This is a genomic window from Streptomyces sp. NPDC006879, assembly GCF_042869595.1.
Classification (GTDB): domain Bacteria; phylum Actinomycetota; class Actinomycetes; order Streptomycetales; family Streptomycetaceae; genus Streptomyces.
This window is the reverse complement of sequence record NZ_JBIAGC010000017.1, coordinates 73,762-99,809: the sequence shown is the minus strand read 5'-3', so window position 1 is coordinate 99,809 and position 26,048 is coordinate 73,762. Positions and strand designations below refer to the sequence as shown.

24 protein-coding genes and 1 pseudogene are annotated in these 26,048 nt (G+C 68.5%); 14 read left to right on the top strand and 11 right to left on the bottom strand.

The features are described 5' to 3' along the window. The first annotated feature begins 184 nt into the window (after positions 1-184). Complete coding sequence (locus ACFYMC_RS15915; protein ID WP_388524647.1) at positions 185-832, top strand: TetR family transcriptional regulator; 648 nt, start codon at positions 185-187, stop codon at positions 830-832. 74 nt (positions 833-906) lie between these two features. Here the strand turns inward: ACFYMC_RS15915 and ACFYMC_RS15910 are convergent, their stop codons facing one another. Both ACFYMC_RS15910 and ACFYMC_RS15905 read right to left on the bottom strand, forming a co-directional pair. Then, positions 907-1,956: an NAD-dependent epimerase/dehydratase family protein gene (locus ACFYMC_RS15910; protein ID WP_388524645.1), complete on the bottom strand. Its 1,050-nt coding sequence runs from the start codon at positions 1,954-1,956 to the stop codon at positions 907-909. A 51-nt stretch (positions 1,957-2,007) separates the two neighbouring features. Next, positions 2,008-2,715 (bottom strand): ScbR family autoregulator-binding transcription factor, encoded by a 708-nt coding sequence (locus ACFYMC_RS15905; protein WP_388524642.1) that lies wholly within the window; start codon positions 2,713-2,715, stop codon positions 2,008-2,010. 234 nt (positions 2,716-2,949) lie between these two features. On the opposite strand from ACFYMC_RS15905, the gene ACFYMC_RS15900 reads away from it, so the two are divergent. Together ACFYMC_RS15900 and ACFYMC_RS15895 are read left to right on the top strand one after the other, a co-directional pair. Then, positions 2,950-3,990 carry a ScbA/BarX family gamma-butyrolactone biosynthesis protein gene (locus ACFYMC_RS15900; protein WP_388524640.1) on the top strand — a complete coding sequence of 347 codons (1,041 nt, stop codon included), beginning with the start codon at positions 2,950-2,952 and terminating at the stop codon, positions 3,988-3,990. A gap of 136 nt (positions 3,991-4,126) precedes the next feature. Beyond that, a complete protein-coding gene (locus tag ACFYMC_RS15895) occupies positions 4,127-4,861 on the top strand; it encodes a Mut7-C RNAse domain-containing protein (RefSeq protein ID WP_388524637.1) in 735 nt (244 codons plus the stop codon). A 200-nt stretch (positions 4,862-5,061) separates the two neighbouring features. Here ACFYMC_RS15895 and ACFYMC_RS15890 read toward each other — a convergent pair whose 3' ends face one another. Beyond that, positions 5,062-5,538, bottom strand: coding sequence for a hypothetical protein (locus ACFYMC_RS15890; RefSeq protein ID WP_388524635.1), 477 nt, complete (start codon positions 5,536-5,538; stop codon positions 5,062-5,064). A gap of 311 nt (positions 5,539-5,849) precedes the next feature. On the opposite strand from ACFYMC_RS15890, the gene ACFYMC_RS15885 reads away from it, so the two are divergent. Beyond that, on the top strand, positions 5,850-6,629 hold the full coding sequence (locus ACFYMC_RS15885) for an SDR family NAD(P)-dependent oxidoreductase (RefSeq protein ID WP_388524632.1): 780 nt from the start codon (positions 5,850-5,852) through the stop codon (positions 6,627-6,629). 382 nt (positions 6,630-7,011) lie between these two features. Continuing rightward, a complete protein-coding gene (locus tag ACFYMC_RS15880; RefSeq protein ID WP_388524629.1) occupies positions 7,012-7,896 on the top strand; it encodes a prohibitin family protein in 885 nt (294 codons plus the stop codon). Positions 7,897-7,995: 99 nt separating this feature from the next. Here ACFYMC_RS15880 and ACFYMC_RS15875 read toward each other — a convergent pair whose 3' ends face one another. Beyond that, a complete protein-coding gene (locus ACFYMC_RS15875) occupies positions 7,996-8,682 on the bottom strand; it encodes a polysaccharide deacetylase family protein (RefSeq protein ID WP_388524627.1) in 687 nt (228 codons plus the stop codon). Positions 8,683-8,834: 152 nt separating this feature from the next. Between ACFYMC_RS15875 and ACFYMC_RS15870 the strand changes: the two genes are divergently transcribed. After that, positions 8,835-9,194, top strand: coding sequence for an MmcQ/YjbR family DNA-binding protein (locus ACFYMC_RS15870; RefSeq protein ID WP_388524625.1), 360 nt, complete (start codon positions 8,835-8,837; stop codon positions 9,192-9,194). A gap of 18 nt (positions 9,195-9,212) precedes the next feature. Here the strand turns inward: ACFYMC_RS15870 and ACFYMC_RS15865 are convergent, their stop codons facing one another. The 3 genes from ACFYMC_RS15865 to ACFYMC_RS15855 all read right to left on the bottom strand — a co-directional run bounded on the left by ACFYMC_RS15865 (position 9,213) and on the right by ACFYMC_RS15855 (position 12,484). Beyond that, positions 9,213-10,643, bottom strand: coding sequence for a DUF2252 domain-containing protein (locus ACFYMC_RS15865; RefSeq protein WP_388524623.1), 1,431 nt, complete (start codon positions 10,641-10,643; stop codon positions 9,213-9,215). 130 nt (positions 10,644-10,773) lie between these two features. Continuing rightward, entirely contained in the window at positions 10,774-11,100 is a 327-nt protein-coding gene (locus ACFYMC_RS15860; protein WP_388524621.1) for a carboxymuconolactone decarboxylase family protein, read from the bottom strand. Positions 11,101-11,290: 190 nt separating this feature from the next. After that, positions 11,291-12,484 (bottom strand): RtcB family protein, encoded by a 1,194-nt coding sequence (locus ACFYMC_RS15855; protein WP_388524618.1) that lies wholly within the window; start codon positions 12,482-12,484, stop codon positions 11,291-11,293. 164 nt (positions 12,485-12,648) lie between these two features. Between ACFYMC_RS15855 and ACFYMC_RS15850 the strand changes: the two genes are divergently transcribed. From ACFYMC_RS15850 to ACFYMC_RS15815, 8 genes and pseudogenes are all read left to right on the top strand, one after another. Further along, a complete protein-coding gene (locus ACFYMC_RS15850; RefSeq protein ID WP_388524615.1) occupies positions 12,649-13,485 on the top strand; it encodes a DUF3558 domain-containing protein in 837 nt (278 codons plus the stop codon). 100 nt (positions 13,486-13,585) lie between these two features. Continuing rightward, on the top strand, positions 13,586-14,347 hold the full coding sequence (locus ACFYMC_RS15845) for a DUF3558 domain-containing protein (protein WP_388524612.1): 762 nt from the start codon (positions 13,586-13,588) through the stop codon (positions 14,345-14,347). 70 nt (positions 14,348-14,417) lie between these two features. Then, a pseudogene (locus ACFYMC_RS15840) lies at positions 14,418-14,615 on the top strand (DUF2637 domain-containing protein); the annotation flags it as partial. Between the two features lie 242 nt (positions 14,616-14,857). Then, positions 14,858-15,349, top strand: coding sequence for a Pycsar system effector family protein (locus tag ACFYMC_RS15835; RefSeq protein WP_008746294.1), 492 nt, complete (start codon positions 14,858-14,860; stop codon positions 15,347-15,349). Between the two features lie 21 nt (positions 15,350-15,370). Continuing rightward, a complete protein-coding gene (locus ACFYMC_RS15830) occupies positions 15,371-16,027 on the top strand; it encodes a Crp/Fnr family transcriptional regulator (RefSeq protein ID WP_123188802.1) in 657 nt (218 codons plus the stop codon). Between the two features lie 207 nt (positions 16,028-16,234). Next, positions 16,235-16,930: a hypothetical protein gene (locus ACFYMC_RS15825; RefSeq protein WP_388524608.1), complete on the top strand. Its 696-nt coding sequence runs from the start codon at positions 16,235-16,237 to the stop codon at positions 16,928-16,930. A 518-nt stretch (positions 16,931-17,448) separates the two neighbouring features. Further along, entirely contained in the window at positions 17,449-19,326 is a 1,878-nt protein-coding gene (locus tag ACFYMC_RS15820) for a hypothetical protein (protein ID WP_388524605.1), read from the top strand. A 71-nt stretch (positions 19,327-19,397) separates the two neighbouring features. Next, positions 19,398-20,057 carry a hypothetical protein gene (locus ACFYMC_RS15815; protein ID WP_388524602.1) on the top strand — a complete coding sequence of 220 codons (660 nt, stop codon included), beginning with the start codon at positions 19,398-19,400 and terminating at the stop codon, positions 20,055-20,057. A gap of 160 nt (positions 20,058-20,217) precedes the next feature. Here the strand turns inward: ACFYMC_RS15815 and ACFYMC_RS15810 are convergent, their stop codons facing one another. Genes ACFYMC_RS15810 through ACFYMC_RS15795 form a run of 4 tightly spaced genes read right to left on the bottom strand, consistent with a single transcriptional unit; the run spans position 20,218 to position 26,040 of the window. Then, positions 20,218-20,628, bottom strand: coding sequence for a hypothetical protein (locus tag ACFYMC_RS15810; RefSeq protein ID WP_388524600.1), 411 nt, complete (start codon positions 20,626-20,628; stop codon positions 20,218-20,220). Then, positions 20,625-22,772, bottom strand: a complete 2,148-nt coding sequence (locus ACFYMC_RS15805; protein WP_388524597.1) for an integrase — start codon at positions 22,770-22,772, stop codon at positions 20,625-20,627. The genes ACFYMC_RS15810 and ACFYMC_RS15805 overlap by 4 nt, the downstream gene beginning before the upstream one ends. Further along, the gene (locus tag ACFYMC_RS15800; RefSeq protein WP_388524594.1) at positions 22,769-24,511 is read right to left on the bottom strand and encodes a hypothetical protein; all 1,743 of its coding nucleotides are present in this window, start codon (positions 24,509-24,511) and stop codon (positions 22,769-22,771) included. The genes ACFYMC_RS15805 and ACFYMC_RS15800 overlap by 4 nt, the downstream gene beginning before the upstream one ends. Further along, on the bottom strand, positions 24,508-26,040 hold the full coding sequence (locus ACFYMC_RS15795; RefSeq protein ID WP_388524591.1) for a site-specific integrase: 1,533 nt from the start codon (positions 26,038-26,040) through the stop codon (positions 24,508-24,510). The genes ACFYMC_RS15800 and ACFYMC_RS15795 overlap by 4 nt, the downstream gene beginning before the upstream one ends. Between the last annotated feature and the right edge of the window lie 8 nt (positions 26,041-26,048).

Sequence of the window (26,048 nt, the reverse complement as noted above, 5' to 3'; positions counted from 1 at the left end):
CGGCCAGGATGACGATCGACGCGGTGGGCCCGCCGCTGCAGCTCCTCTGGAGGGCTATCATAGAGAGTGCTCGCTTTGTTTTCCATAGAAAATAGAGCGCTCTCTTTGTTTTCTCTCAGGTTGGTGCCAGACTCCGATCCCAGGGGATGCGCGAGAGGGACCACCAGGCGCGAGAGGAGCAACCGTGGTGAAGCAGGAACGCGCCGAGCGGACCCGGAAGCTCCTCATCCAAGCAGCCGCCGCGGAGTTCGCCCGACACGGATACGCCGGCACCTCCTTGACCCGCATCAGCCGAGCCGCCACCGCCACCGTCGGCGCCCTGACCTTCCACTTCCCCGCCAAGTCCGAACTCGCCGCGGCCGTGGGGGCCGTGGGCGCGGGCATCACCCGCATGGAGGTTGCCCGAGCCAACCGGGCAGCGCGAACACCGCTCCAGGCCGTGGTCGACATCACCCACGCCCTGGCCCAGCTGCTCTGCGAGGACGACACGGTACGGGCCACCGCCCGGCTCTCCCGCGAGCGGGACGACGGGCGCCACGAGTGGTGCGACGCCTGGATGCCGGTCGTGCGAGAACGGCTGGAGGAAGCCGCACGCGAGGAGTGGCTGCGCTCGGGCAGCGACCCGGAAGTGGTCGCGGTCCTGGTGGGCCATCTGGTCGCCGGCCTGGAGGCCTCCGCCACCGGCTGCGGCGATCCCATCCGCGACGGCCGCTGGAGCCTGCGTGAACAACTGGCTGAGGTATGGGAGTTGATCTCGCTGGGAATCGCCGTCCCCACTCCACCGGAGCCAGCCGGCAGCTCCCCCTCCCACCCCGAGCCCAAAACCACCTGACCCGCCCCCAGGGGCGCTCCCGTGTTCCACAGGCACCGCTCCAAGGGGTCACCGCGACTGGGGCTGTCAGGCACTCAGCCCCGCAACCCCGCCAGGTACACCCGGTACCAGGCCGCCGCCTCGGTGAGACGCGTCAGCGGGCCAGGCCCCGGGTCCACCGAAAGCAGCCGCCAGATCCCATCGCTGCGGAAGTGGTGGTCGCGCGCGAACATCCCCAAGTGGTGCTCGGTCATCCGGCCTTCGCTCGCAGCCAGCCGTTCCACGCACTCCCGCCAGGCCAGCTCCCCCTCGGGGCGGGGTACCACTCGCTGGGCCGCCAGTGCCTCGATGACCTCACGCGCCCGAACGGGCTGAGGATGCGCCGCGTGGTGAATCCCCGTCACCGGAGTGCGGACGACGACGGCCGCGGCGATCAGGCGGGCCAGATCCTCCACACCGACCAGCGACAGCCGCGCCTGCCCGCCGTCCCACCGGGCAGGGACCCGACGCAGCAGCTCAGCCAGGCCCGGGACCGCCCAGCGGTCCCCGGGGCCGACCACCAGCCAGGGTCGCAGCACCAGCCCGCCGGCTGCCAGCACCGGCTCCTCCCCCGCAAGCCGACTGCTGCTGGCGGCCGAACTCGGTCTCGGCATGTGTTCGTTCACCTCGATGTCCCGGTGCGGCCCGGGACCGTAGACGGCGGCCGTGGACACGTGGACGATGCGACCGACCCCGGCCGCCGCGGCTTCGGCCATCAGGGCCGCGGTTCCGTCGCGGTTGACCGCATCGCAGCGGGCCCGGTCCGGACCCACGTAGGAGGTGGTGTTGACCAGGGCCGCCGCGCCGTCGCACACACCCCGCAGGGTGGTGGGGTCGGCGAGATCACCACGCACCCACTCCACCCGCGGGTCGTCGGCGAGGCCTGCGGGGCGGTTGCGCCCGACCACCCGGACGCGCAGCCCGCCACCCGGCGCACCGCGGCGGGCTGCACCAGGGGCGCACAGCTCCCGGAGCACCGCGGAACCGATGAAGCCGGTGGCTCCGGCGAGGACGACCGTCCCCGCGCCCGCCGGGTCCTCGTCCGTGGAGCGTTCACGTGCGGAGCCCTCAACGCCGGCTTCCACGAGACCAGTCGAACCACTCATCGTGCCCCCGTCCATCGCCGTGCGCCCACACGCACGGGCCTCGGGCCGAGCCTATTCGGCGGCCCCCGCGCTCGCCTCCACCCCTCGGCTCGGCTCCCGCTCCGGGGTCCGCAGCTGCCCCTCAGCCACGGCCTGGGCCATGGGGACGGTGACCGGTTCGCGGATCTCGACGGCTGCGATCGCCTCGGGGTGGGCGATCCCCGGCAGCAGGTACCTCAGGAGTTCGGCAATGCGCTCGGACAGGTCCTCGCGGCCGTGCATGATGTTGGAGAGCAACTGCGTCCCGCTGTATGCGCCCACCAGCACCCGGGCGAAGCCTGCCGGATCCGCGCCCGGCAGGAGCTCACCGCGCTTCTCGGCGGCTTCGAGCTGCTCGCGGAAGCTCTCCATCCACAGTTCGTAGGGCGTCGCGTCACGCATGCCGAACTCACCCTGCTCCACGGCGATCCGGACGCCGGCCCGGAAGAGGACGTTGGTCCGCATCATGTCCGCGACCTGCATGCACATGTCCATCAAACGCTGGAGCCCCGCTTCCCCGGGCAGGAACTCCAGGTCGGCGGCCTGCTCGTTCATGACGGTCCGGGCCAGCTCCTCCTTGGAGGAGAAGTGGAAGTACATGGAGCCCATGGTCGCGCCGGCTCTTCGGATGATCTTGTTCATGCTGGCGCCGTGGAACCCGGACTCGTCGAACACCTCGGCCGCCGCTCGAATGATCTTCTCGCGGGTCCGTACAGCGCGCTCCTGCCGTGCCTGTGACATCTGCTCCACTTGCTTCCTTGGTGTGGGTGCCCCAAAAAAACAGAGCGCTCCCTACGTTACGTGGCATCGCCTCCAAGACTCCACCATCCGGTCGAGCCTCTCGACAAACAAAAAGAACACTCTCTATGTTTGAAATCGGCTCCGGCGCACACTTCCGGCCAGGACAGAGCCGTGAACACGCACGTCTGCACTTCTCCGTGCACGTCTCCGCGCGTCCACAACCAGGGGGATCACATGACGCTCGCCGCGTACGAAACGCCACTGCCCACCGTCCTCGCACCGACTCCGGGCACGACCACCGAACTGCCGCACCTGACCACCACCGTTCCCCGCGAGTACGTGCACAAAGCCGCACTCGCCGAGGTTCTGCTCACGGGGTGGCGCCGCACGGCGAGCGACTCCTTCACCATCACCGCCCAGTGGCCCCGAGCCCACAGCTTCTTCGCCCCGATCGGGCGACTACACGACCCGCTGCTGCTCGCCGAGACCGTTCGGCAGACCTTCCCGCTGCTGTCCCACGTGGCCTATGACGTGCCTTTCGGCCACCACCTGATCTGGGACTTCTACCGCTACACGCTCACTCCGGACGCGCTCGCCACCGGCGAGCGCCCCGCCGAGATCACCCTCCACCTCGACTGTGAGGCCACCTTCCGCGGCAACCGCTTCGCCGGGCTGTCCATGCAGGTGCTCGCGGTGCGCGACGGCGTCCAACTCGGCCGGGCCGAAGCCCGCTTCAGCTCCCACACGCCGACCATCTACCGCCGCTGGCGCGGCGCGCACGCCGACCTCGAACGCACCCTCGCCGCAGTCGTCCCGCTCCCACTACCGGTGCCCGCTCACCGGGTCGGACGCGACCGCAGCGCCGACGTCACCCTCTCCGCCACCGAGGACCCCGGCCGCTGGCAGCTACGCGTCGACACCAGCCACCCGGTGCTCTTCGACCACCCCTGCGACCACATCCCGGGTGCACTGTTACTCGAAGCAGCCCGGCAGGCCGCCCACGCCCTCCCCTTCCCGACCATGGCCGTACCCACCAGCATGGACGTCTCGTTCAGCCGGTTCGCCGAACTCGACATGCCCTGCTGGATCACCGCCGAGCACCTGCCCGAGACCCGACCCGGCCGCGCCCGGATCCACGTCACCGCACGCCAGGACGGGCGCGAGGTCTTCTCCGCCACTGTGGGCACCGAACACCTCGCTCCCGCACCACGCATCGCGGCACCACTGAACGGATCCGCGATGGGGGCCTTGGCCGCCGCCTTCGGCGGTTGCTGACCGCACTCCCATCCCGAACCCAGTGAGGACCGGCCCGTGGGGCCGGTCCTCCGCTCGTCGCGCCAGCCCGCGAAGCGCCCCGGCACCCCACCGAAACCCATGTGCCCCCGTCCCCGCCCAGTGGCATGCTGGCCGGGTGAAGGGACCGGAGATCCGCCTCAGCATCGACCCTCGGCTGCACGTCTTCGCCACACCGGAGCGTCGCCGGGCCGGTGCCACGATCCAGACCGACGGCTCCTCCAGCCTCGGCCACGTCGTCGAATCGGTGGGTGTCCCGCTGACCGAGGTCGGCCGGCTGCTGGTGGACGGCCACGAGGTGTCGAGCTCCCACGTGCCCCGGGCGGGCGAGGCCGTCGAGGTGGAGGCCATCGCCCGCCCACAACGGGTAACCGGTGCGCCGCTGCGCTTCCTGCTCGACGTCCACCTCGGCACCCTCGCCCGCCGGCTGCGACTGCTGGGCGTGGACGCCGCCTACGAGAACGAGGACATCGGCGACGCCGCCCTGGCCACCCGCTCCGCCACCGAGCGCCGGGTCATGCTCTCCCGTGACCGCGGACTGTTGCGCCGCAGGGAGCTGTGGGCTGGCGCCTACGTCTACAGCGACCAGCCCGAGGAGCAACTGCGCGACGTACTGGGCAGGTTCGCGCCGCGGCTCGCCCCCTGGACCCGCTGCACCGCGTGCAACGGCCCGCTACGCGAGGCCGACAAGGGCGCGGTGGGCGAGTACCTCGAAGCGGGCACCCAGCGCAGCTACGAGGTCTTCGCCCAGTGCACCCGGTGCACGCGGGTCTACTGGCGCGGAGCGCACCATGCCCGGCTGGAGGCCATCGTGCGGGCGGCGCTGGAGGAGTTCGGCAGCGCCGCCGCCTGAGTGCGCGCGTGGGACGGGAGTCCTTCGAGCGCCTCGTCGGAACGGCGCGACAGGTCGCGCGCCTGTCCGGGGCCCTCGGGGCCCCTCCGGTCGATCGTTTCGGGGCCGCGGCGCCGACCGCCCGGGCGGCGTGCAACTGCGCCAGGGCGGCCGGCGCCGCGGATTCGTCAGAAATCGGGCCGTTTTTTCAACTGCGGAGTTCAGAAGGCATACGGGTCACCGGTGTTCAAGGCGAGCACCGCGTGCTCGTTGTTGCGTAGGTCTCGGTCCGTGGCTCCGCCGTTCCACCAGGTGTCGATGCGCACCACGGTCTCCGAGGGCTTCGCCTTCAGCCGCAGTGCCAAACCGATGTGGCGCCCCGAGCCGTGCGCCGGGAGCGGCCCCGTCTCGCAGACCAGCACCCGCGGACCGACCCGCGCGCACCCGGGCTCCAGCCGCTGCCGGTCGGCGAGGTCCGTGGTGAAGCGGAGCCGGACGGTGGTGTTGGGGACCGCGGAGGGACCGCTGTTCTGCGGCACCAGCCAGACCCCGAGCCGGTCCTCGGTGAGGGCCACCTGTCCGTGGTACGAAACGTCCGCGTCCCCGCCCGCCGCCTGCGCCGGGAGCACCAGGAGCACGCTCAGTGCCGTCGTCAGCACGGCGGTCCATCCCGCGCGCCGGCCTGCCTTGGTTCGCATTCCGATACCACCTCCGCGTTCGCCACTGGGCACAGCTTCTGCGCGCACCCTAGACACCCGGGCGGTCAGACCATCGCAAGAACGCACCCGTCGGGCGACGTGGTCACCCGGATGCACCCGGAGCCGCGAGGACGGCCACGACCACTCCCGCTGTTCCCCTCGTCGCCGGCGACCACCCGGTAGGCGCCCCGCCGCCTTGCCACGCCCCCCACCTATGCTGGCCGTACCGCCCGATCAGCTGATCACAGGAGTGGGGCCGGCCCCGGCCCCTCACCCCGCCCAGCCGGCCCGTACCTCACGAGGAGCATCCGATGACCGCGCCCGCCCACGCCCCCCGCACCGCAGTCGTCACGGGCGCCAGCAGCGGGATCGGCGCGGCCACCGCCCGGCAGCTCGCCGCCGCCGGGTTCCACGTGGTCCTCACCGCCCGGCGCAAGGACCGCATCGAGGACCTCGCCGCGGAGATCACCGCCGCCGGCCACCGGGCCACCGCGCACGCCCTCGACGTCACCGACCGCGCCGCCGTGGACGCCTTCGCCGCTGAGCTCCGGCGCTCGTCCTCCGTCGACGTGTTGGTCAACAACGCGGGCGGCGCCCTCGGCGCCGAACCCGTCGCCACCGGCGACCCCGCCGACTGGCGCACCATGTACGAGGTCAACGTCATCGGCACGCTGCACGTCACCCAGGCCCTGCTGCCCGCCCTGACCGCGAGCGGCGACGGCACCGTGGTGGTGCTCTCCTCGACGGCGGGCCACGCCACCTACGAGGGCGGCGCCGGTTACGTCGCGGCCAAGAACGGCGCTCGGGTACTCGCCGAAACGCTGCGTCTGGAGATCGTCGGCCAGCCGGTGCGGGTCATCGAGATCGCCCCCGGCATGGTCAGGACCGAGGAGTTCGCGGTCACCCGGTTCCGGGGCGACCGGGAGAAGGCAGCCAAGGTGTACGCGGGGGTGGCCGAGCCCCTGACGGCCGAGGACGTCGCAGAAACCGTCACCTGGGCGGTCACCCGGCCCAGCCACGTGAACATCGACCTACTCGTGGTCCGTCCCCGCGCCCAGGCCTCCAACTCCAAGGTGCACCGCGAGCTCTGATCCAGCGCACCAGCCGTCCTGCGGGCACCACGACGGACCGGCACCTGGGCCCGCCGCCCTCGGTGGGCCCAACGGCCGCCTCTCCTGCTTCTGTTACTGCCGAGCCGCCGAACGGTACGGGTCCAAGCCCCGCGCCGGTTCCCCCCTCAGGCACTCCCGCTGCTGGCATCGTCCGCGCGTCCCGAGGTCCGAGGGCCTCAAGGAGCCTGAAGATTGCCGAGGTACGGCAGTGACCTGACCGGCCCGCCCTGACAGGATCCAGAACGACAGCAGCCGGGGCGCCCCTAGCTCCCCGGCCGCACGACGAACGAGCACGGACCCCTTCCCCTCGTTGCCCACGTGCGCTCGCTGCTACGTTCTCGTCGCCCTCGGGGGGTACTCGATGTTGTTCCTGTCTGTCGTGTTGGCCATCGCCGCCATAGTGATGTTCGTCCTCGCGCGCCGCGGCGGCCCGGGCAGGCTGAAGGTCGGCGCCGTGGGCGCTCTGGTCGTCTCCGCCCTCTTTGGCACCGCCAGCTTCGTCTACGTCGTGAGCGCCTACGAGGTGGGAGTGCCGGTCACCTTCGGCAAGGTGGGCTCGCCGCTGCGGTCCGGCATGCACCTCAAGTCCCCCTTCACCGACGTCACGACCTTCTCGACCCGCCCGGTCGACCTCAACCTCTCCGACAAGGACGTGGTCGAGGTGCGCTCCAACCAAGGCGGCGTGATGTACGTGGAGATCACCGTGAAGTGGGCGGTGCAGCCCGAGAAGGCCGTGGAGCTCTACCGGCTCGCGGGCAGCGAGCAGGCCATCCAGCAGCGGCTGGTCTTCCCCGACAGCCGGGAGATCGTCCGCAACGTCTTCGCCCGCTACACCAGTGAGCAGGGTTACACCTCGGGCCGCGAGCAGATCAACTCCGAGATCGGCAAGCTGATCAAGGAGCGGCTGGCCCCCCGCGGCATCGACGTGACCACGGTCAACCTGCGGAACGTGAAGCCTTCGGACCAGCTCCAGGAGCAGATCGACCGCAAGATCCAGCAGCAGCAGTCGACCGAGCGGGCCACCGAAGCGGCTCGTACCGCAACGGCGGAGGCCGAGCGGCGGCGGATCGAGGCCGAGGGCATCGCCAAGGCGAACAAGATCCTCAACGCCTCGCTGACGGACAAGGTGCTGCTGAACCAGTGCATCGAAGCCTTCAAGGAGGCGGCGACGAAGAACGCGGTGTACACCGTGCCTTGCGGCAACGGGAACGGGACCCCGTTGATCGTCGACGGCACCAAGCGCTGACCCGAGCCCGCCCGTGGAGGGGGCGGAGCGGGAGCGGGGTAGGGGTGGCGGGGGCGTACCGGAAGTTGGGTGCGCCCCCGCCGCCCGTTCGGACGGCTCCTACACCAGGCCGGCCCGGCGCAGGTGCGGCAGCAGCGGGGCCGGTTTGAGGCCGGCCTCTTCCGCCGCCCGCAACGCGCGGCCCAGGTCCTCGGCCAGGGTGGGGGTGAAGTGCAGCAACACGATGTCGCCCGCCTTCAGCCGCGGGGTCGGCGGCGGCTCGCTCCAGGTGGTGAGGTCATGGGTCCAGGTGACCACGGCCTTGGCCCCGCACGCCCGGGCGGCCCGGCGCACCGAGTCGTCGTAGCTGCCGTAAGGGGGGCGCAGCACCTTCGTCCGGCGGCCGAAGGTGTCGGCGAGTTGCTCGCGCGCGCCGCAGACCTCGGCACGCTGAGCAGCGTCGTCGAGGGTGGTCAGGTCGGGGTGGTTGACCGTGTGGTTCTCCACCTTGATCCGGCCCTGCTCGGTGAGGTTCGTGAAGTAGCCGGTGTCGTAGCCGGTCGCGGCCGGCAGGAGGAACAGTGTGGCGGGGATGCGCTCGTCCACCAGCAGCCGGGCCACCTCGGGGTCGTGGTACCAGCCGTCGTCGATGGTGAGGAAGACCACCGGCTTCTCAGTGGGCACCCGGGAGACGACCGGTGGTAGCGGTCGATGACGGGCGCTGGCCTCCGCCGTGGCGGGGGCGGCGAGGCCGACGGTCATCAGCAGGGGCGCGAGAAGGGCGACTGGTACCCGGGGTCTCCACATGGCGCCCACCTTGGTCTAGACCAAAAGCTGCGTCAACCCCCTTGCAGACAAGGCCTGTTGGAGACCACGATGACTGGAGGCCATGTGTAGGCCTACCGCGCGACGAAGCCCCACCCGCCCACGGTCAACGAGGCCTCCCGTACCTTCGAGACATGATCACGTCCGCAGACGTCCGGGCCGTCGCCCTCGCGCTCCCCCGGACCACCGAGAAGATCGCCTGGTCCATGCCCACCTTCCGGGTCGCGGGGAAGATGTTCGCCACCCTCCCCGAGGACGAGACCTCGATGGCGGTGCGCTGTCCGAAACTGGAGCGCCAAGAGCTCGTGCTGGCCGAGCCGGGCAAGTTCTGGGTGGCCGCCCACGAAGCCGCCTCCGCCTGGGTGCGGGTCCGGCTCGCCGCCCTTGAGGACGCCGGGGAACTCCGCGACATCCTGACCGACTCCTGGCGTCAGGCGGCACCCGACGAACTCCTCGCCGACCACCCGGAGCTCGCCGCCCCGCCGGAAGGCTGATGTCCGGGCGCCCCCGGTTCACCCCTCGGGCAACTCCTGGGCGGGCAACCGGCCCTCACGCACAGCGTCGACCAGCACCTGGTGGTCACGCTCGTTCTGGTCGGCGTACGCCTCGGCGAACACCACCAGCGCCCGGTCGAAGGGGTCGCCCTTGCCCAGGTAGGCGGCGATCGCCATCCGGTCACCGGACCGCGCGTGCGCACGAGCCAGCGTGACCCCGCACAGCTCACCGAACGCCTGCATGTCCTCCGGCCGCATCCGCTCCGGCGTGGCGATGCCCTTCCAGTCGCGCAGCTGACGGACGTAGAAGTCGCGCCGTTTGCCGTCGATGCCGTCCACCCGCTCCCAGCCGAGGAAGATATCGCTCGTGGCCTGCATCAACCGCTGGCCCGAGACCACCCGCTCGCCCTGGTTGCGGTACTGGCTCACGCCGACGTGTTGGGCGAGCACCGAGGCGTCGGCCTCCTTGGCCTGAAGGAAGAGCGGGTCCTGATCGTCCCGGCCCAGCAGCAGGAAGATCCAGCACCGGGTACCCACACTGCCCACGCCGACCACCTTGCGGGCGACATCCGTCAACCGGTAGTCCGCCAGCAGGAGGCGGCGGTCGGTGGCCAACGTACGGCCGTACCGCTCGATCAGACCACGCAACTGGCTTTCGAGCACACCGCGTTCGACGTCCGGAAGCAAGTCCCCGATCGGAACGAGCAACGGGGGGTCCGGGGCGATCCGGGGCCGTCCGTCCACCACCTCGGTGAGCTTGTCGAAGGCTTGCAGGCTGTCGCGCGTACGGGCCTTGGCCATGGCGCGGGCCATCCTCTTCTGCGCGCGCCGGTGGAGCCTGCTCGTGGCTGCGGCCTCCATAAGGCCGGCGTCGATCTTCGCGTACCAGACGTCGAGGTTGCCCATCGACGCGAAACGGATCATCGACTCTCGGTACGAACGCACGGTGGCGCTCACGATCCGGGCACGCTCGGCATCGGCGAATCCGTTCGCCCGGCCCGCGATCACGAGGCTCGCCGACAGTCGTTTTACGTCCCACTCCCAGGGGCCCGGCAGGGTCTCGTCGAAGTCATTGATGTCGAACATCAACTGCCGTTCGGGCGAGGCCAGCAGACGGAAGTTCAGCAGGTGTGCATCCCCGCACAGTTGGGCCGTGAGTCCCGAACGTGGGGTGCCCGCCAGGTCGGAAGCCATGATCGCGGCGGCGCCCCGGTAGAAGCGGAAAGGGGATTGCGTCATGCGGCCGTAGCGGATCGGTACGAGTTCCGGCACCCGTGCCGCCGACTGTTCCTGGAGGATCGCCAGTGGATCCGGTCGATCGGGAGACGGGCGGTACTCCGCGTGGCTCGATCGCGGCGTGCGGCGCCGGGCCTCCTTCCCGAGTGCGGCCCGCTCCTCGCGGGTGGCGTCGGGCGCCGCCCGCATGGCCGTGGTCGCGTGCTCGAACATCGAGGGCTCCTACCTGGCGAAGGCTCCAACTGACGCGGCGGCCCTAGCGTCCGCCGCAACGTCCGCGGTGGGCGCCGCGACCTGCACGGGTGCGCAGCGCCCACCATGTGGCCGGAGGGCGGGAGCGCCCTCAGCCGTGGGCCTCGACCTCGGCCTCCGCGACGGCGATGGCGATGCCGAGCGCCTTGGCGATGTTGCCGGCGGCCGTCATGACGCGGGCGGTGCCCACGATGGGCGCGATGGCGACGAGGACGTCCTGCAACTGTTCTGCGGTGAGTCCGGCCTTGAGGGCGGGGTCGATGTGGGCCGCGTAGGAGATCGGCGGAGCGTCCGAGGCCGCGAGCGCCGCGATCCGCGTGAGCAGCAGCATGTCCGGGGCGAGCCCGCACCGGTCGATCGAGTCGCCCGTCATGGCGGCGAGGGTGTCCAGGACCGGGGTTTCAGATGCAGTGGACATGACGGATGTCCTCCTGGTGCGGATCGGCGTGTAGGAGTGTGCGGTACTGGTGGCGGCTGCCCACCGAAGTCGGGACCCACCTCAACCCTAAGACCGCCACGGGGTCCTCGCACGGGGGCGCACATCCCGGTGGCCGCCTCGGGGCGAGCGGTCCGGGGACCGCCGGCCCGACGCGGCCACCGCGGGCACCTCAGCCCTTGACGCAGACGACCTGCTTGAGCTTCGCGACCACCTGCACCAGGTCCTTCTGCTGCTCGATGACCTGCCCGATCGGCTTGTAGGCGGCCGGAATCTCGTCCACGACGCCGGAGTCCTTGCGGCACTCCACACCCCGCGTCTGGTCCTCCAGGTCCTTCGCCGTGAACCTCCGCTTCGCGGCGTTGCGGCTCATCCGCCTGCCGGCTCCGTGCGAGGCGGAGTTGAACGACTTCTCGTTGCCCAGTCCACGGACGATGTAGGACTCGGTACCCATGGACCCGGGGATCACCCCCCACTCCCCCGCCCCGGCACTGATGGCGCCCTTGCGGGTGACCAGCAGGTCCATCCCGTCGTACCGCTCCTCGCTGACGTAGTTGTGGTGGCAGCTGATCTCCTGGTCGAAGGTGACCTTCGCCTTGCGGAACTCGCGGCGCACCACTTCCTTGAAGAGGCTCATCATGATGGCGCGGTTGTACTTCGCGTACTCCTGGGCCCAGAAGAGGTCCTCGCGGTAGGCCGCCATCTGCGGTGTGCCGGCGACGAAGACGGCGAGGTCCCGGTCAACGAGGTCCTGGTTGTGCGGGAGCTTCTGGGCCACCCCGATGTGATGGTCGGCCAACTCCTTGCCGATGTTGCGGGAGCCGGAGTGGAGCATCAGCCAGACCGTGCCGTCCTGGTCCAGGCAGAACTCGATGAAGTGGTTGCCCGATCCGAGGGTTCCCATCTGCTTGGCGGCTCGCTCACGTCGGAACTTGACGGCCTCGGCCACGAAGTCGAAGCGCCCCCAGAAGTCATCCCAGCCGGCCGTGGGGAAACCGTGGAGCCGGCCCGGATCCACCTCCTCGGCGTGCATACCCCGCCCCACCGGGATGGCCTCTTCGAGTTTGGAGCGCAGTCGGGAGAGGTCGCCGGGCAAGTCCTCGGCGGTCAGTGAGGTCCGTACCGCGGACATGCCGCACCCGATGTCGACGCCGACCGCGGCCGGACAGACCGCGCCCTGCATGGCGATGACGGAGCCCACGGTGGCGCCCTTGCCGAAATGGACGTCGGGCATGACCGCCAGGCCCTTGATCCAGGGCAGGGTCGCCACGTTGCGCAACTGCCTCATGGCGACGTCCTCCACCGTGGACGGGTCGGCCCACATACGGATCGGCACCTTCGCGCCCGGCACCTCGACATATGACATAACTGCCCCATTCCCCCGAAAAGTATGAAAACGCAAAAAGCCTTGCTCATATCCGCAAGTAGGTCAGCGGACCGGCGTCATCAGCGGTGCGTGCGATAGACATTGTGTCCACCCGCCGCACCAGCGCGGCAACCGCATTTCCTGCTCGAAGGGAGCCGCACGACGTGCAGCGAAAGACGTACTTCCGGTCCCTCGCGGCCCTCGGGCCCCTGCTCCTGGTGGCGCTCACGGGATGCACCAGCGGCTCCGCGGACGGCAGTGGAAACACCGACTCGAAATCGGACGGGAAACCGGTGGCCGCACCGCCCGGCAAGTACCAGACCCTGCCCGAACCCTGCGGCTCCCCCTCACCGGACCAACTCAAGGCACTGTTGCCGACGGACCCCGAGCTCACCGCCGAACAACGAGACCGGCTCTACACCGGCCACGCCGACCCCTCCTACGACGGGGACCGCCGGGTGGGCTGCCGCTGGAAGGCCCAGGCCCCGGAAGCCACCCGACTGCTCTACCTCGGCTACGAGCGGGTCGTCTCCTACGACCGCGGGGTCAGCGACGACGACAAGGCCCGCCAGGTGTACACCCGGCAGCTGACCACCGCCCAGGTGCCGCAGACCCCTGCCGACCAGCAAGGCAGCTCCGGCGCGACGAGCCCGACCGCACGCCCCTCCGCATCCGCCAACCCGTCGGCTTCGAGCGGCACGCCAACCACGACCACCAGCAGGTCCCCGAGCCCGACGACGACCACCGGCGCGCCGGCGGCCCTCGGCTCCCGCCTCCTGGAGGACCTCGGCGAAGAGGGCTTCCTGGACGACCGGCTCACCCCGGTCGGACCCACCACCCAGTCCCGGAAGGTACATGTGGTGTTCCGCTCATCGAACGTGATCGTGACGGTGACCTACACCATCCAACCGACCGCACCCGCCACCGCTCCCGACGGCGTCGAAACCCAGCAGGCCGCAGTGAAGTTGGCGCAGGCACTCGCCGGACGCTTCGACGAGTAACCGTCCAGAGCCGGAACGCAACCTGGTCCGCCCGGACTGCGACACAGACGGAATGGGAGCTACCGTGGCGTGGTCCCGCCGCCACACGAGTGAAGGAATCATGCACCGATCGCACGGATCGCACCGGTCAGCCGCCCCGTTTACCCGTCTCCTCGCCGCCGCCGCGGTCCCGGTGATGCTTCTCGCCGTGGGCTGCTCCTCGGACTCCGATTCAGCGCAGGGCGGCACCGGTTCCAAGGACGGCAAGAAATCCGCGGACGGGGCCTCCGCGACCTCCCAAGCGCCCAGCGTCAAGCCCTCCCCGACCCTGGAAGAGGCCACCTACGCGAAGCTGCCCGAGCCCTGCCGCACCATCTCCCAGAAGACCACCGGCGAGCTCGTGCCGAACGCGAAGGACAAGGACGGCAGCGGCGCCAAGTCCAACGACCTGTCCAGCCGTGGCAGCTGCTCCTGGCACGGCCTGGCCGACGAGGGCCTGAAGGGATCCAAGTACCGCTGGCTCGCGGTGTCCCTCACCCGCTACGACTCCGAGGAGTCCCTGGGCAGCGGCAACGAGCGCGCCGCCGAGCAGTTCGCCAAGCAGGTCGCGGCGGCCAGCGCCACCGAGGGGGCGGTCGACGTGAAGTCGCAGCCGGCAACGGGCATCGGCGACCAGGCGACCACCGTCGCGTACAAGACGAAGCAGACGGTCGACTTCTTCAACCAGACCGTCGTGGCACGCGCCCAGAACGTGGTCGTGACCCTCGACTACAACGGCGCCTCCTACGAGGGCGCCAAGGCGCCGGACCCGTCGACCCTCCTGAAGGACGCCCAGCGGGCAGCCCAGGAGGTCGTGGCAGCGGTGGCAGCCGCGAACAAGTAGCTCGAAGGCGGACGACCGGCGCCAGCCCAGTAGTCTCCGCCTCATCGTCGCTAGTGGGAGGGGATCGCGGGTGGCCGCGATGCAGCTGACTCGTACGCACCGCATTCTGATCGGGGTCGTCGTCGCGGGTGCCGTCGTCATCGCCGGCATCGGCTTCGCCGGCTCGTACGCCGCGGTGCGCGCACTGGCCGAGAAGAAGGGCTTCGGGTCCTTCTCCCTGGTCTTCCCGATCGGCATCGACATGGGCATCTGCGTACTGCTCGCCCTCTTCCCTGTCAAGTTCTTCTGTTCAGGTGATTGCCCACGTGGGGAGAACGGCTGTAGCGACGATCTCGGTGCCGCCCGGGTCTCCCGGCCGGAAAGCACCTTGGCGAGCTGCAGACCCCAGAGAGAACGAAGAGGCTGGCCATTTTCAGCCAACTCACCCGGTGACGGATGTGCCGAGGGGGTCCGTAGCGGATCCTGGGGGCGAATCACCGCAGTTCAGCTGCAAGCCAGGAGGAGGCAGGGGTGGCCGCCGACCCGCTGGAAACGGCCTGGAAGATCCAGGCGGCATTGGCCGATTCGACAGGCAAGGCGGACACAAAGGCGTCCATCGCTCTCAGCCTCCAGTCAACCGTGCTCGCCCTGCTCGGGGTACTGGCCGCCTCGGGCCGCGGAGTCGACGCACGGTCCATGGCCGGCCAAGTGCTGCTGTGGACGGGTGGGTGCATCCTTCTCTGCGGTGCGCTTCTGGCCGCCGCTGCGGTGGCCCCCAACCTGCGGTTGGAGCGCAGAGGACCTGGCCCAGACGACGACTACCTGTTCTTCGGGCATCTCCGCCACTTCGAGCCCGAGACCCTGGAAGCTGCTCTGCGCTCGGGCTCCGCGTTGTCCGCGCTGTCACGGCAGATCGTCGTCATGAGTGAGATCGCCTGGACCAAGCACCGTCGAGTACAGCTCTCCCTGCTGCTAGCGGTGACGGGTTGCGCGGTGATTGGCGCCTCGGCCGCAATAGGGTGAGCGACGCCTCTGGGGTATGAAGTGAATTTTCGTCATCTGGTATCGGATGCCGCCTGGAATGACTTACTGCACCGAGGACAGAGGCGCCGCTACGCGCGAGCCACATGGCTCTTTCACCAGGGAGAGTCACCTGACTTCGTCATCGCCCTGACTGACGGAATCGTCAAGATCGTCCAGTTGGCGGGAGACGGGACGGAGACACCTCTAGCGCTGCGCGGCCAGGGCGAGGTCTTGGGCGAGATCGGCGCACTCCTCGACAAGCCTCGATCGGCCTCCGTGAAGGCGGTCTCCGAATGCGTCGGGTACGTCCTTCCCGCACACGCGTTTCGGGGATACATCGACCGTCACGGCCTCAACCCGACCGTGTATCGACTCACCGTTCAGCGCATGCACGAGAACGAGCAGCTCCGCACCGCGTTGACGAGGCTGTCGCCGCAAGCCCGGGTGGCCCGGGTGATTGAGTACCTGGTCACGGAAGTCGGCGAAAGTGCGGATGACGGGACGGTCGTCCTCCGGCTCGGGATGTCCCGAGACGAGTTGGCAGCGATGGCTTCGATGAGCCGCTCGTCAGCGATGGCCGTCTTACGAGAGCTTCATGATGCCCGTGTCCTCGAGCTGGGCCGGGAGCGTCTGGTGGTCAGGGACAGCGCAGCCCTCACCAAGCTGTCCGAGGGGTGACAGCACCCACCAGCTTCACCGTGACCCACATCACCTTCGTACCGTCCAAAGCTGGACGGTATCCCGCCGCGTTCACCGCCACAGTGGCTTCGACCACCGCAACAAGAGGAGGACACACCAATGGCACCTTCCTGGGAGCCCTTGTGGCCCTACCGGGCTGTCCTTGCGGTTGATGCCAAGGACTTCAGCTCGCACACCAGCAAACGCATGCAGGAGATCAACGCGGACATCCAGCAAGTGCTCGCACAGGCCCTGTCCGCCATCGGCCTCAGTGCGCGCTGGGAACAGCGGGCTTTCCCGCAGCACACGGGTGACGGGTACGTCGCCGGCCTGGACCCCGAAGTCTTGCCGGCCCTGGTGGGATGCTTCCCGGGAGCCCTGAGCGACGTTTTGCACGATTACAGAAGGCAGCATGCCGGCAAGAGCGTGCTGCAACTGCGAGTCAGTGTCCATGTCGGTCCACTGCCCTCATCGGGGCTGGGCGTTCCCATGGTCGAAACCCATCGTCTTCTCGACGACGAGAAGCTCCGGAACCTCCTCAAAAATGCCAATCCTCAGCGCACGAACACGGTGATGATCATCTCGCAGCGTGTGTATGAGGACGTCTTCCAGAGCGGACTCGACACAGGCGCCACCATCTCTGATGACTTTGCACAGAGCATCGCCAGGGCCAAGAAGTTCGCCCAGCCTGCCTGGCTGCACGTTCCCGGCCTCGATTGGGGTCTTGCGGATCGGTCGTTGTTCGAGGTCCCGGAGCAGCACACTTCGGCCTTTTCCTCCTCTGCTCAGGAAGCGCAGCAAGAGGAAGCACGGCCCGCGTCAGCACCGTCTTTCGTCCAGCTCGGCAACCGAAATAACCAGGCGCAGAACCAGTACTTTTACGGCACGGGAGACCCGCGTTGACCGACAATCCTTTTCTGACAGGAGAGCCTGAAGACCCGGCCGAGCCTCCTCAGTCGTCCGCCGACGGGCCCGCACACCAGCCCACCCCTGCTCGGGAAGCCCCTTCTCCCCACCCAACACCCCACCGTCCTTGGGCCGACTGGCTGGGTCGCAACAGCCGTTCACGCGACGCCGCATTCACGCAAGCAGGCGCGGAGACGCCGATCGGCGCACCCCCGACGGTGGCGGTCCCAACCCCCGCCGCCGAGCCCGAGGAACGGTACAGCCCGGTCCCGGGTTACGAAGCCCAGCCTGCATCCCCGCAGGAAGAAAATATTAAGGCGGATAGCCGTGCGGCTGTCCACGTACCGTCTGCGCCCGTGTCACCCCACTCGCCTGGCGGTGAAGAGGGTGCGGCGGTCACCGCCTCGTCCGGGGCTGCGGAATCCGAGGCCGATCCAAGCGACTGGGAGGCCCCTCCACTGACCGATCCTCCCTCATTCCCCGTACCGGACGCCGCAGGAGTTCACCTCCAGCAGGTGGCCGCTCATGGCGTCGGTTACCAGGCAGAGAACCAGCACTTCTATGGCGGAGATTTCGTGCGGCAGCAGCCCGTGCGTCCCGCGGATCTCGCCGTGTGCGCCGATGATCGTTTCGTCCCGCCGCGGAATACCGCCGAGTGGGAACAGGCCCAATCCGTACTCAGGAAGCAGGGGGTAGTCGTTCTCTGTGCGCCGCCGGGAACAGGACGACGCACCGCTGCCCTGCGCTTGCTGATGACCGTGGCATCCGCGCCGTTGCCTATCGTGGATCTCGAGCCTGAGTGGTCGAAGCCCGACGCCAAAAAACTGCCGGCTAGGGCTGGCCACGGATACATCCTCGACCTCTCGGACATGCAGCAACAGCAGCCGGGACCCCGCTTCGGTCAGGGACTGCTCAACCACGGAAGTGACGGAACAAAGAGCGCTTGCTATCTGGTGGTCCTCACCACGCCAGACGAATGGCATGGAGTATGGGCCGAAGAAACCCGCCACGTCATGGTCAAGCACTCGTCACCGCATGCGAAGCCTCTGGCGTGTCAAGAACTACGCCTGCTCGGTGCAGAGCATCGCATCGCCTGGCTGAACGAGGAGACGTACAAGGATATCTGGCTTTCCAACCCACCCGCTCAAGAGGCCCGACGGCTCGCTCGCATTGTCTACGAGGCGAAGGAGAACGACAACAGCATCATCGACGAGTTCCGCGGGTGGAACACTCACATCAACTCCCTGCTCACCCCGGCGAAACTCGGGCTCCCCGGAGAGCCGGAGCTCGTATCCACACGAGCCACCGTATGGGCAGGCGCGCTGCTCCACGGAGGCAGGAAGCAGTCCGTACTCCACGCTGCCGACTTGCTTCTTGAAAAGCTCAGCTTCACACGCGAGCCTCTCAACGTTCTCGCGGATGCCACGTCCAGTCACCGCCTCAAAGCCGCCACCCTTACACCCAGCGGGGATCGGGCGTACCATGCGCAGGACAAGCACGATCTGGCACCCGCCATCCTCAGGCACTTGTGGGAAGAGTTTCCGACCCAGCGGAATCTGCTGCGTTCATGGGCAGTTTCCGTCGTAGCCCACCAGGCAATTCCTGACGACGATGCGCGTATCGCTGTCGACTCACTCCTCGAACTGTCACGGGAACTGCACGACAACAGCATTATCGACGGAATCGCCAAGGAGGTATCCGAGCGCCGAATGCCACTGGCGGTAGAAGCACTCACCACGGCGGCACTCGACCCGGCCCTGGGTAAGTATGTCCGGGAACGCTTGTACCGATGGATGCTCGGCAAGCCGTCGTCGACAATGGTCGATCTGGTCACGCAGGTCTGTGGCGGAGAACTTGCTGTCCGCCAGCCAGCCATCGCCATGACGCGGCTGGCCAGGGCAGCCGTGCACGCTCAGTACCCCTCGCGCCCCATGGTGGATACGTTTCGACGGCTTGCACAGATCAACCCGGCCGAAGTAGCCAAGGCCCTCGATACGTGGTTGACGGAGGACCCGGCAAAGAAGCACGGTCTGGTCGCCTTCCTTTCTCTGGCTGCCAGCGATGAAGGCACGCGGCTTCTTCTGAACACGACAAACAGCCCTGAGGGCAGGCAGCGCTTCGTACGGGCCTGGCAGCAACTGCTCCAGGACGAGGAATCTCAGAGTGCGGCAGATGAACAGCTCGGCGCATGGGGCGCCGAGGCCGAGAACGGTGGGCTGCCCTCGGAGCTCCTGGTCGACCTCATGTCCGAGGTGTATGAACCCCGGATCCATCGCAGCGGTCTGCAGCGATTCTTCGCGCGGGATTCCGACTTCCAGGATTCGTTCTGGGGTGAGGTGTACCGGCGAGTGATCATCAGGACTCACGAACGTGAGAAAGCATCAGGCGAGTGATGGCGTACTTCGGGCTGCGCCGACGTCTTCGTCACCGGATTTCCACTACGTGGCCGACGAAGCTCTGGGGCGTGGCCTACACGGTCAGCGGTGTGCTGCACTGCCGTATCGCTTCCGGCACGCCAGGCCAGAAGCGTGCCCTTGTGCGCGCGGCTGCGCGAATGGCTCTGGAGAGGAACGCATCGCAAATTACCCGCGAATATCTGCCAGGACAACTCGAAGAAGCGCAGAGCGCGCTCGCGCTGGAGCTATCTGAGTGGCGGCAGGTGGACGCGAGGTGGCCGATAGAGATCAAGGCCCGCCTCGTTCTCCGGCTGGAAGGCGAAGCCGCAGCACGTGCCCAGGCATACGAGGATGCCTTGCGCGATCAGCAGCTCCATCACGAGCTGTACGAGTCCCGTGTCTCATACATGCGAGACAAGGTGCTCGGCGATGCGGACACGGCGCGAGCATGGTGGCTCGAACGCCACCGCGAAGGGCACCAGTTGATCGCGTGGGACGAGTTCAACACACACATCCTGCCATTCGTTGGAAGGGCCGAGGATGCACAGACGAACGCCATGCGCACGGCCTATGTACTGGCCCAGGTAGTCGAGAGGCTGGAGGACGACCCGGCTCGCCACAAGTTGTTCGTCACCACCGCGCGATTCCTGATGAAGGAGATGGACTGGCCGGACCTGGCGGAGGCTCTCTCGCTGGCCGAGCAACGGAAGCTCCAGCCGGAGCAGTAGGTTCCACAGTGAGCGAGCCAGCATGCTCCCCTGGCCCGCTTCCCATCCCCGTGACGGCATACTTCCTGGCATTCGTCGCTGCGCCATCTGCGAAACGTCCAGCTCACAGGACAGGCTCCACTGAACCGCTGCGAGAGTGGCGCCCATACTTGTGGGGTCGTCAGTGTTCCAGCGGGCGCAGCGGCAGGACGTTGCCGAACTCCAGTCTCGGTACTGGCGACGAGTCCTGCTGCTGAGTGAGGACTGCGCTCGCGAGGGTGAGCCGAGTCACCTGCTGGCGGAGTTCCTCGATCTCAGCCTTCTGGTTCGCGATGGTCTTCCTGAGCTTGGCGACGGTCTCGCGGAGCCGTTTCTCGGTCTCAGGCACCTGCTGGGTCTCGTTGCGGACGCGTTCGTAGAACTCGTTCTTCAGATCTGCGTGCCGCTTCATGAGAGCCATGCGGTGAACGTCAGCTTCGACGGCCAGGGCAGTGACGGTGAGGCTGCCGTTGGAAACGGTGGGCTGTCCGGCCAGGAGGCGGTCCATGGCCTCGCGGATGCGGATGCGCTCGTCCTGGTGCTGCTGGGTCATGTCAGAGCCTCGATGGTCTGGGCGGTGGCGTCGTGGGTTGCGGCCGTCTCGCGCAGCCGGGCGGAGTTGGCGTGCAATTTCCGGGCGATGGGTCCCGGTGCATGTTCGGCGAGCTGGTCGATCTCGTCGGCTCGCTCGCGTAGTTGGCGCGCGTGGGTGTCGGTGCGGACCGTGTTGCCGCAGCCGGACTCGCAGGCATACTGCCTCGGGGCCGTGGCGCCCGGATCGGGGCCACAGAGTGCGTTGTCGTGCTTGAAGGCGCAGATCAAGAGCGCGTCGGGGTTGTCGTAGAGGACGACTCCGTCCCGGGCCAGGAACGCGGTGGCCTTCTTCGCGAAGGTCTTGGGGACCAGCCGGCCTTCGAATCTGGGTGCCTGTCCGGCTGCGTTGATCGCGCGGCGGGCTGCCGGTCCGGAGATCTTCTCGCCGGCCGCGGTGCGTTCACGGAAGCGGGCGGCGGTGTCGGCGGCGGCCAGGGCGGTCTCGACGTCGAGGACACTGTGCAGGCCGCGGCGGCTGCGTGAGGCGTAGCCGCTGGAGGTGCGGGTGTCCAGGACGGTGCGCATGTGGCCGTACTGGATGGCCAGGGCGATCAGTCCGCCGGGGCGGCGAGCAACGTGCCAGGCCAGGGTGCGGCGGAACCGAGACATGCCGATCGCGCCGAACGGGTCCTCGGGGATGGCCTGATCGGGCAGCCCCAGGGCGCCTGCCTCGCGGTTCACCCAGGCGACGAAAGACTCGATCCGCCGGTTCAGAGATGTGCGCCGGATCGCTCCTTGGTTCTGCTTGCCGCCGGGGCGGTGAACGTCGTGGTGGGCGGCGCTGAGGAGGAGTTCGCCCTCGGGGACCATTCGTTCCAGGACGCGGATGGCACGGACGACCGGGGTGATCGCCACCCAGGGGACATCGCGCACCTCGCCGGCGGAGGCGTGGTTGCCGTTGTCGTCAAGGACGTTCTTGAAGTGGTGGCTGCGGATCAGGTGTCGGCCCGTGGTGTCGTCGGTGGTCGGCTCGGGGCAGCAGCCCGAGCGCAGGGCCTGAACTTCCTGGGGGCGCATGCCGGTGAGGTAGGCGATCACGATGGCGGCGGCGGTACCCAAGTGCTGCATCAGCGTGGTGGCTTCACCGAAGGCGATGTGGTCGCGCCAGGGGCTCCCCTCGACCTCTCCGGTGACTGGGACGTTCAGGGGGCAGGGAGCAGGCCGCTCAAGGACGAGGTCCTGGATGTTGTGCAGTTTGACGAGTCGCTCAATCTGGGCATGGGTGGCGCCGGTGTGTGCTGCGACGAAATCGCGGGCCAGGTAGAGCCTGCCCTTGACGCGTGCGGCGGGCAGCGGAGCACCCGAGTTGACCAGCGGGAGCAGGTACCCCTTGAGTGCGGCCCGGCTCACCGAGGTGGCGGTGTTGTTCGCCGCCACGTCCATCAGGCGGCGCTGTTCCACCCAGGCTGCAAGGATGTCGTCGGAGAAGTCGTCGACGAACCGCAGCGCCCAGATGAGCAGCGGGCCCAGGACCTGCGGGTCGAGTGGTTCGGTCGAGTTCTCCGCGTTGTCCGTGCCGTCGGCGGCGGGAAGGTAGTCGTCGATGCCCTCGGCCTCCCACGGAGGGCAACTGATCCCTGCGGGGCGGGCGCTGAGCTGGTCGTACACCCACAGGTCGGTGAAGTAGCCGAAGACCATCTCGGCATGCACGCGGCTGATGCCCTCGTCCCGGCGCTCTCCTGCGTAAGCCCGCCACTGGTCCTTGGTGCAGTCCGCGAGGCGGGTGATGCCTTGCTGGTGCAGCCAGCGGGCCAACCGGAACCACTCGCAGTACTTCTGCATCATGGTCGGGGCCGAGCCCCGCCGCCGGGCCGAGAGCCCTTTGGTACGGAGGAAGGTGGGTCTCCGCTCGCCGTTGATCAAGGACCAGACCACGAGCTTCATCTCGTCCCGCAAGGGTGCCGGGCAGTTCTTCCAGTGGATCGAGATCAGGGTGGCGCCCGGATTGTCGATCAGTGGAGCCAGGGACCAGACGGAGTCGCGGTAGCGGGAGTTGGGGTGGGTGTTGCCTGGGCTGATCCAGTGGGGCAGCACCACGGAGCTGTCCGGGGTGGGCGTCGGCAGGATGTATGGGTCAGCTTCGTGGGCGAGAGCGCTGGTCACGACGCGAGATCTCCCTTCAGCAGGAGGTGGACGAGGGCCTGGTCGTCGCTGCCGGCGCGCGCCAAGGCCGCGTCCCAGGCTGCAGCGCCGACCTTGTCGCGCAGGTCTTCCAGTCGCAGCGAGTGGTCCTGCCACCGCTTGTCCCACGTGCCGTCGTCCAGCACGGAGCGAAGGCTTTCGAGCTGTTGTCGCAGGAGCGCGAGGCGGGGGTGGTGTCCGGGGTGGACGTAGGCGTTCTTGCAGGCCAGGCAGAGCATGAAGTCGGCCCCGCAGCCACCTTCCGGCGCGGGCCAGGGACTGGTCGACTCGTCCTCGCAGTCCGCCGTAACCGTCTCTTCGTGAGCGGGATCCGGGGCGTCGGCAAGATGCCCGCCAAAGACCGCGGCCTCAGCCTGCTCTAACGCTTCCTCGGCGCCGTCCGCAAAGACGCTCCGAGATGCGCGCTGAACGTTCCCGTCAGGCAGGACGTAGACGCGTTCGTTGGTGCTCTGAGTGTGCTGCCGGGGGTGGCCCTCGCGGGTCACTGTCGTGCGGCGTACGCGCTGGAAGGGCGAGCCGCCCAGGTCATGTGCCAGCTGCCAGCGCTGCGCGTCGTCGTAGGAGATGCCGAAGGACAAAGGACCCACCGGCCGTGGGCGCTCGGTGTCCTGGTGCCGGTGGGCGGCCCTCGACGGAGCGTACAGACGCGAGACCATCAGCAGGTCGGTCCCCGGTGCCAGCCTGGCAGCCAGATCACGGCCGGGCGCAGTGGTCGCGAGCGACTGCGTGATCAGCCGTCCCGGGGAATCGGCACCGGAGTCGGTGATGTTCTCGGTGGAGAACCACCGCCCCCGGCCCGCACGGTGCTTCTCCACCTGGACCTGGTAGGTGATCGAGGCCTTCTCCCCCACAGACGGGCCGACGGTCGGAGCCGGCATCCGGTCGTAGATCTTCAGGTTCCACGCGAACCGGTCGGTGAGGAGGACGGCCAGCGCCGTCAACTCCGGGCGCGACAGGAACAACCGGCCCCAAGTGTGCTCAGGACCCGCGCCGCCGAGGAGGTTGCGGTGATCCACATAAGGCTGGCCGCTCGGCAGAATACGGCGTGGGACATCCCCCGTACGTGCGAGATGCTCCAGAACCTCCCCGAGCCGCCAGTCCTCGCTGCCTTCCTCCAACTCGCCCGCCCGCCACGCGCTCAGCAGACGGGTATTCTCCTCGATCCGCAGTCGCGCCACCCTGAACTGCCGCTGCGCGGCCAGCACCACGCGCCTACGCTCGTCGTCCTCGTAGGACTGCTTGCTGGGCTTCGCCGCGGGGAAGCGCCGCAGCAACTCCTCCGTCACGGGCCCGCCGGCGAATCGAGGGTCCTGCTGCAGCAGCAGGCGCACCGTGCTCAGCACGGCCTTGCCGGTGACGGTACTCACGTGCCGGGCGCGCCAGCGCTTGAGCACCGCCACGGTCACACCGTCCAGGTCCTCCGGGGTGTTCTCTAGCCCCGACAAGAACGTGGCGAAGACCATCACTCTGGACCAGCAGGTCTTCGCGGTCTCGTGGCTGGTCCAGGCCCTCGACCGAGCCGCGTACAACCGGGCCAGCGAGCGCTGCATGGGTTCAGGAACCGGCAACTCGGAGAAGTCGAACTCCTTCTGATAGCCAGCCTTGTTGACCACAGTGACCAGCAGACCGTCCGGCCTCAGCGGCGGGTCCGTGCGGTGATCTGCCGGAGGCAGCCCGGCCCGGTGGCCACGTCGGCTCACGACGCCTCCCCGAGGAGGGTGCCGATGTCCTGGATACCGGCCGACTCACGTGCGAGCCGTGCGAAGACGTCGTCCAGATTTCCGCGTTCCTCGTCCTGCTCGTCCCTGCTCTCGGCCGCCGCGAGGATCGACTCCAGCTGCAGGTGCGCGACGGGCGCCAGGTAGTGCCGCTTCGTCGTCTCCACGTCCGCGTGTCCCAGCAGCGTCTTCACCAGCCACCACGGGTCGCCGAAGAGCAACGCGAAGTCCCGTCGGTCTTTCTGCGAGAGTCCGTAGCGGTTCTCCATCAGCTCGTTCAGCACCACCAGCATGTAGAGCGCGTACGAGTGCCGGGCGGAGTGCGGCGTCGCGTACGGGCTCTTGCCGCGTACCTCCGCCAGTCGAAATCCCCGACCCAACTGCCGTTCCCCCGGCGTGAGCAGGACCTCTTCACAGCGCAGGTTCGCGGACCGGAAAACGCCGTTCCAGCGGTCCGGGGGCATCGGCATGCCTTGTTCGGACAGCCACAGCCAGGCCGGCTCGGGCCCCTCCGGTCCCTCCATGAACAGCCACTGCCGCTCCCGCCATCCCAGTCGGCCCAGCTCCCGGCCGCCGACGACACCGTCCTGATCCACCCACTCCACCGTCGGTTTCAACCCTCGCGTCACCTTCGTGACCAGTCGCACCACCGGTAGGCGCTCATAGCGGCCCTCCGCCTGGGCACGCTGAACCGCCCAGGCACGCTCCGACTCGATGTACGCCTCGACCTGCCCGACTGCGTCCACCGACGCGTAGAACGTTCGTCCCTTCTTCGCCCTGGTCACCGCCCCAGCGACGGCGCCATGGCAGTACCTGCCGCGCCGCAGTTGCTGCGTGGGCAACTCGAACGCCAGCAGCGATCCGCCCTCTTGCCGCCGCAGTCCAGAGCTGAGCAGCAGCTGCACGAAGGCCGTGTTGCGCAACTCCGTCCGCGCGTCCCACCCCGGTACCGGCACCCCAGCCCTGTCGTGACCACGCAGCCCGATGTCTGACCACAGTGCCCAGGTCCGCGGCGTCAGCCATGACACCCGCGCGCTGACGGAGTCCGCCGCCCGGTCCTCACGTCGCGACACGTCCACCGGCAACGGCCGAACCTTCCCCCACGTGAACAGCTTCGTGAACGCCGCCGCCTCCCGGTTCCACTTGGCCCCACTGATCCGCTCGGGATTCGCTGGCGCCTCACACCGCCAGTCCCGGTAGTCGGCCAGATCCTGCTCGGTAGCCTTCCGCCACGGCACCCGCCGCGACGAGAGGAACTCCAGCAACAGCCGGATGTCAGTCGCGTAGTTCCGCTTAGTCTCGCGCTCCAGGCCCCGGAAATCCTTCGAGCGGACGAAGTCGAGCAGATCCGTATCCACCGCGCCGTCTGGCCGGACGAACACCGGATCGCCGGGCCGCAGCCCGATCCGTGCCACTGCCTGCGGCAGATCCCGGACCCCCAGCACCCCCTCCGCGGGCAGGACACCCCACCGCTCCGGATCCGGCACCCACACCACCAACCACGAGCCCATGCACGCCT

What these genes read in the sequence shown, in the direction of transcription:
- ACFYMC_RS15910 (WP_388524645.1), bottom strand. Translation starts at nt 1,956, where the DNA reads ATGAGTGGTTCGACTGGTCTCGTGGAAGCCGGCGTTGAGGGCTCCGCA.
- ACFYMC_RS15905 (WP_388524642.1), bottom strand. Translation starts at nt 2,715, where the DNA reads ATGTCACAGGCACGGCAGGAGCGCGCTGTACGGACCCGCGAGAAGATC.
- ACFYMC_RS15900 (WP_388524640.1), top strand. Translation starts at nt 2,950, where the DNA reads ATGACGCTCGCCGCGTACGAAACGCCACTGCCCACCGTCCTCGCACCG.
- ACFYMC_RS15890 (WP_388524635.1), bottom strand. Translation starts at nt 5,538, where the DNA reads ATGCGAACCAAGGCAGGCCGGCGCGCGGGATGGACCGCCGTGCTGACG.
- ACFYMC_RS15885 (WP_388524632.1), top strand. Translation starts at nt 5,850, where the DNA reads ATGACCGCGCCCGCCCACGCCCCCCGCACCGCAGTCGTCACGGGCGCC.
- ACFYMC_RS15880 (WP_388524629.1), top strand. Translation starts at nt 7,012, where the DNA reads ATGTTGTTCCTGTCTGTCGTGTTGGCCATCGCCGCCATAGTGATGTTC.
- ACFYMC_RS15875 (WP_388524627.1), bottom strand. Translation starts at nt 8,682, where the DNA reads ATGTGGAGACCCCGGGTACCAGTCGCCCTTCTCGCGCCCCTGCTGATG.
- ACFYMC_RS15870 (WP_388524625.1), top strand. Translation starts at nt 8,835, where the DNA reads ATGATCACGTCCGCAGACGTCCGGGCCGTCGCCCTCGCGCTCCCCCGG.
- ACFYMC_RS15865 (WP_388524623.1), bottom strand. Translation starts at nt 10,643, where the DNA reads ATGTTCGAGCACGCGACCACGGCCATGCGGGCGGCGCCCGACGCCACC.
- ACFYMC_RS15860 (WP_388524621.1), bottom strand. Translation starts at nt 11,100, where the DNA reads ATGTCCACTGCATCTGAAACCCCGGTCCTGGACACCCTCGCCGCCATG.
- ACFYMC_RS15855 (WP_388524618.1), bottom strand. Translation starts at nt 12,484, where the DNA reads ATGTCATATGTCGAGGTGCCGGGCGCGAAGGTGCCGATCCGTATGTGG.
- ACFYMC_RS15845 (WP_388524612.1), top strand. Translation starts at nt 13,586, where the DNA reads ATGCACCGATCGCACGGATCGCACCGGTCAGCCGCCCCGTTTACCCGT.
- ACFYMC_RS15825 (WP_388524608.1), top strand. Translation starts at nt 16,235, where the DNA reads ATGCAGGAGATCAACGCGGACATCCAGCAAGTGCTCGCACAGGCCCTG.
- ACFYMC_RS15810 (WP_388524600.1), bottom strand. Translation starts at nt 20,628, where the DNA reads ATGACCCAGCAGCACCAGGACGAGCGCATCCGCATCCGCGAGGCCATG.
- ACFYMC_RS15795 (WP_388524591.1), bottom strand. Translation starts at nt 26,040, where the DNA reads ATGGGCTCGTGGTTGGTGGTGTGGGTGCCGGATCCGGAGCGGTGGGGT.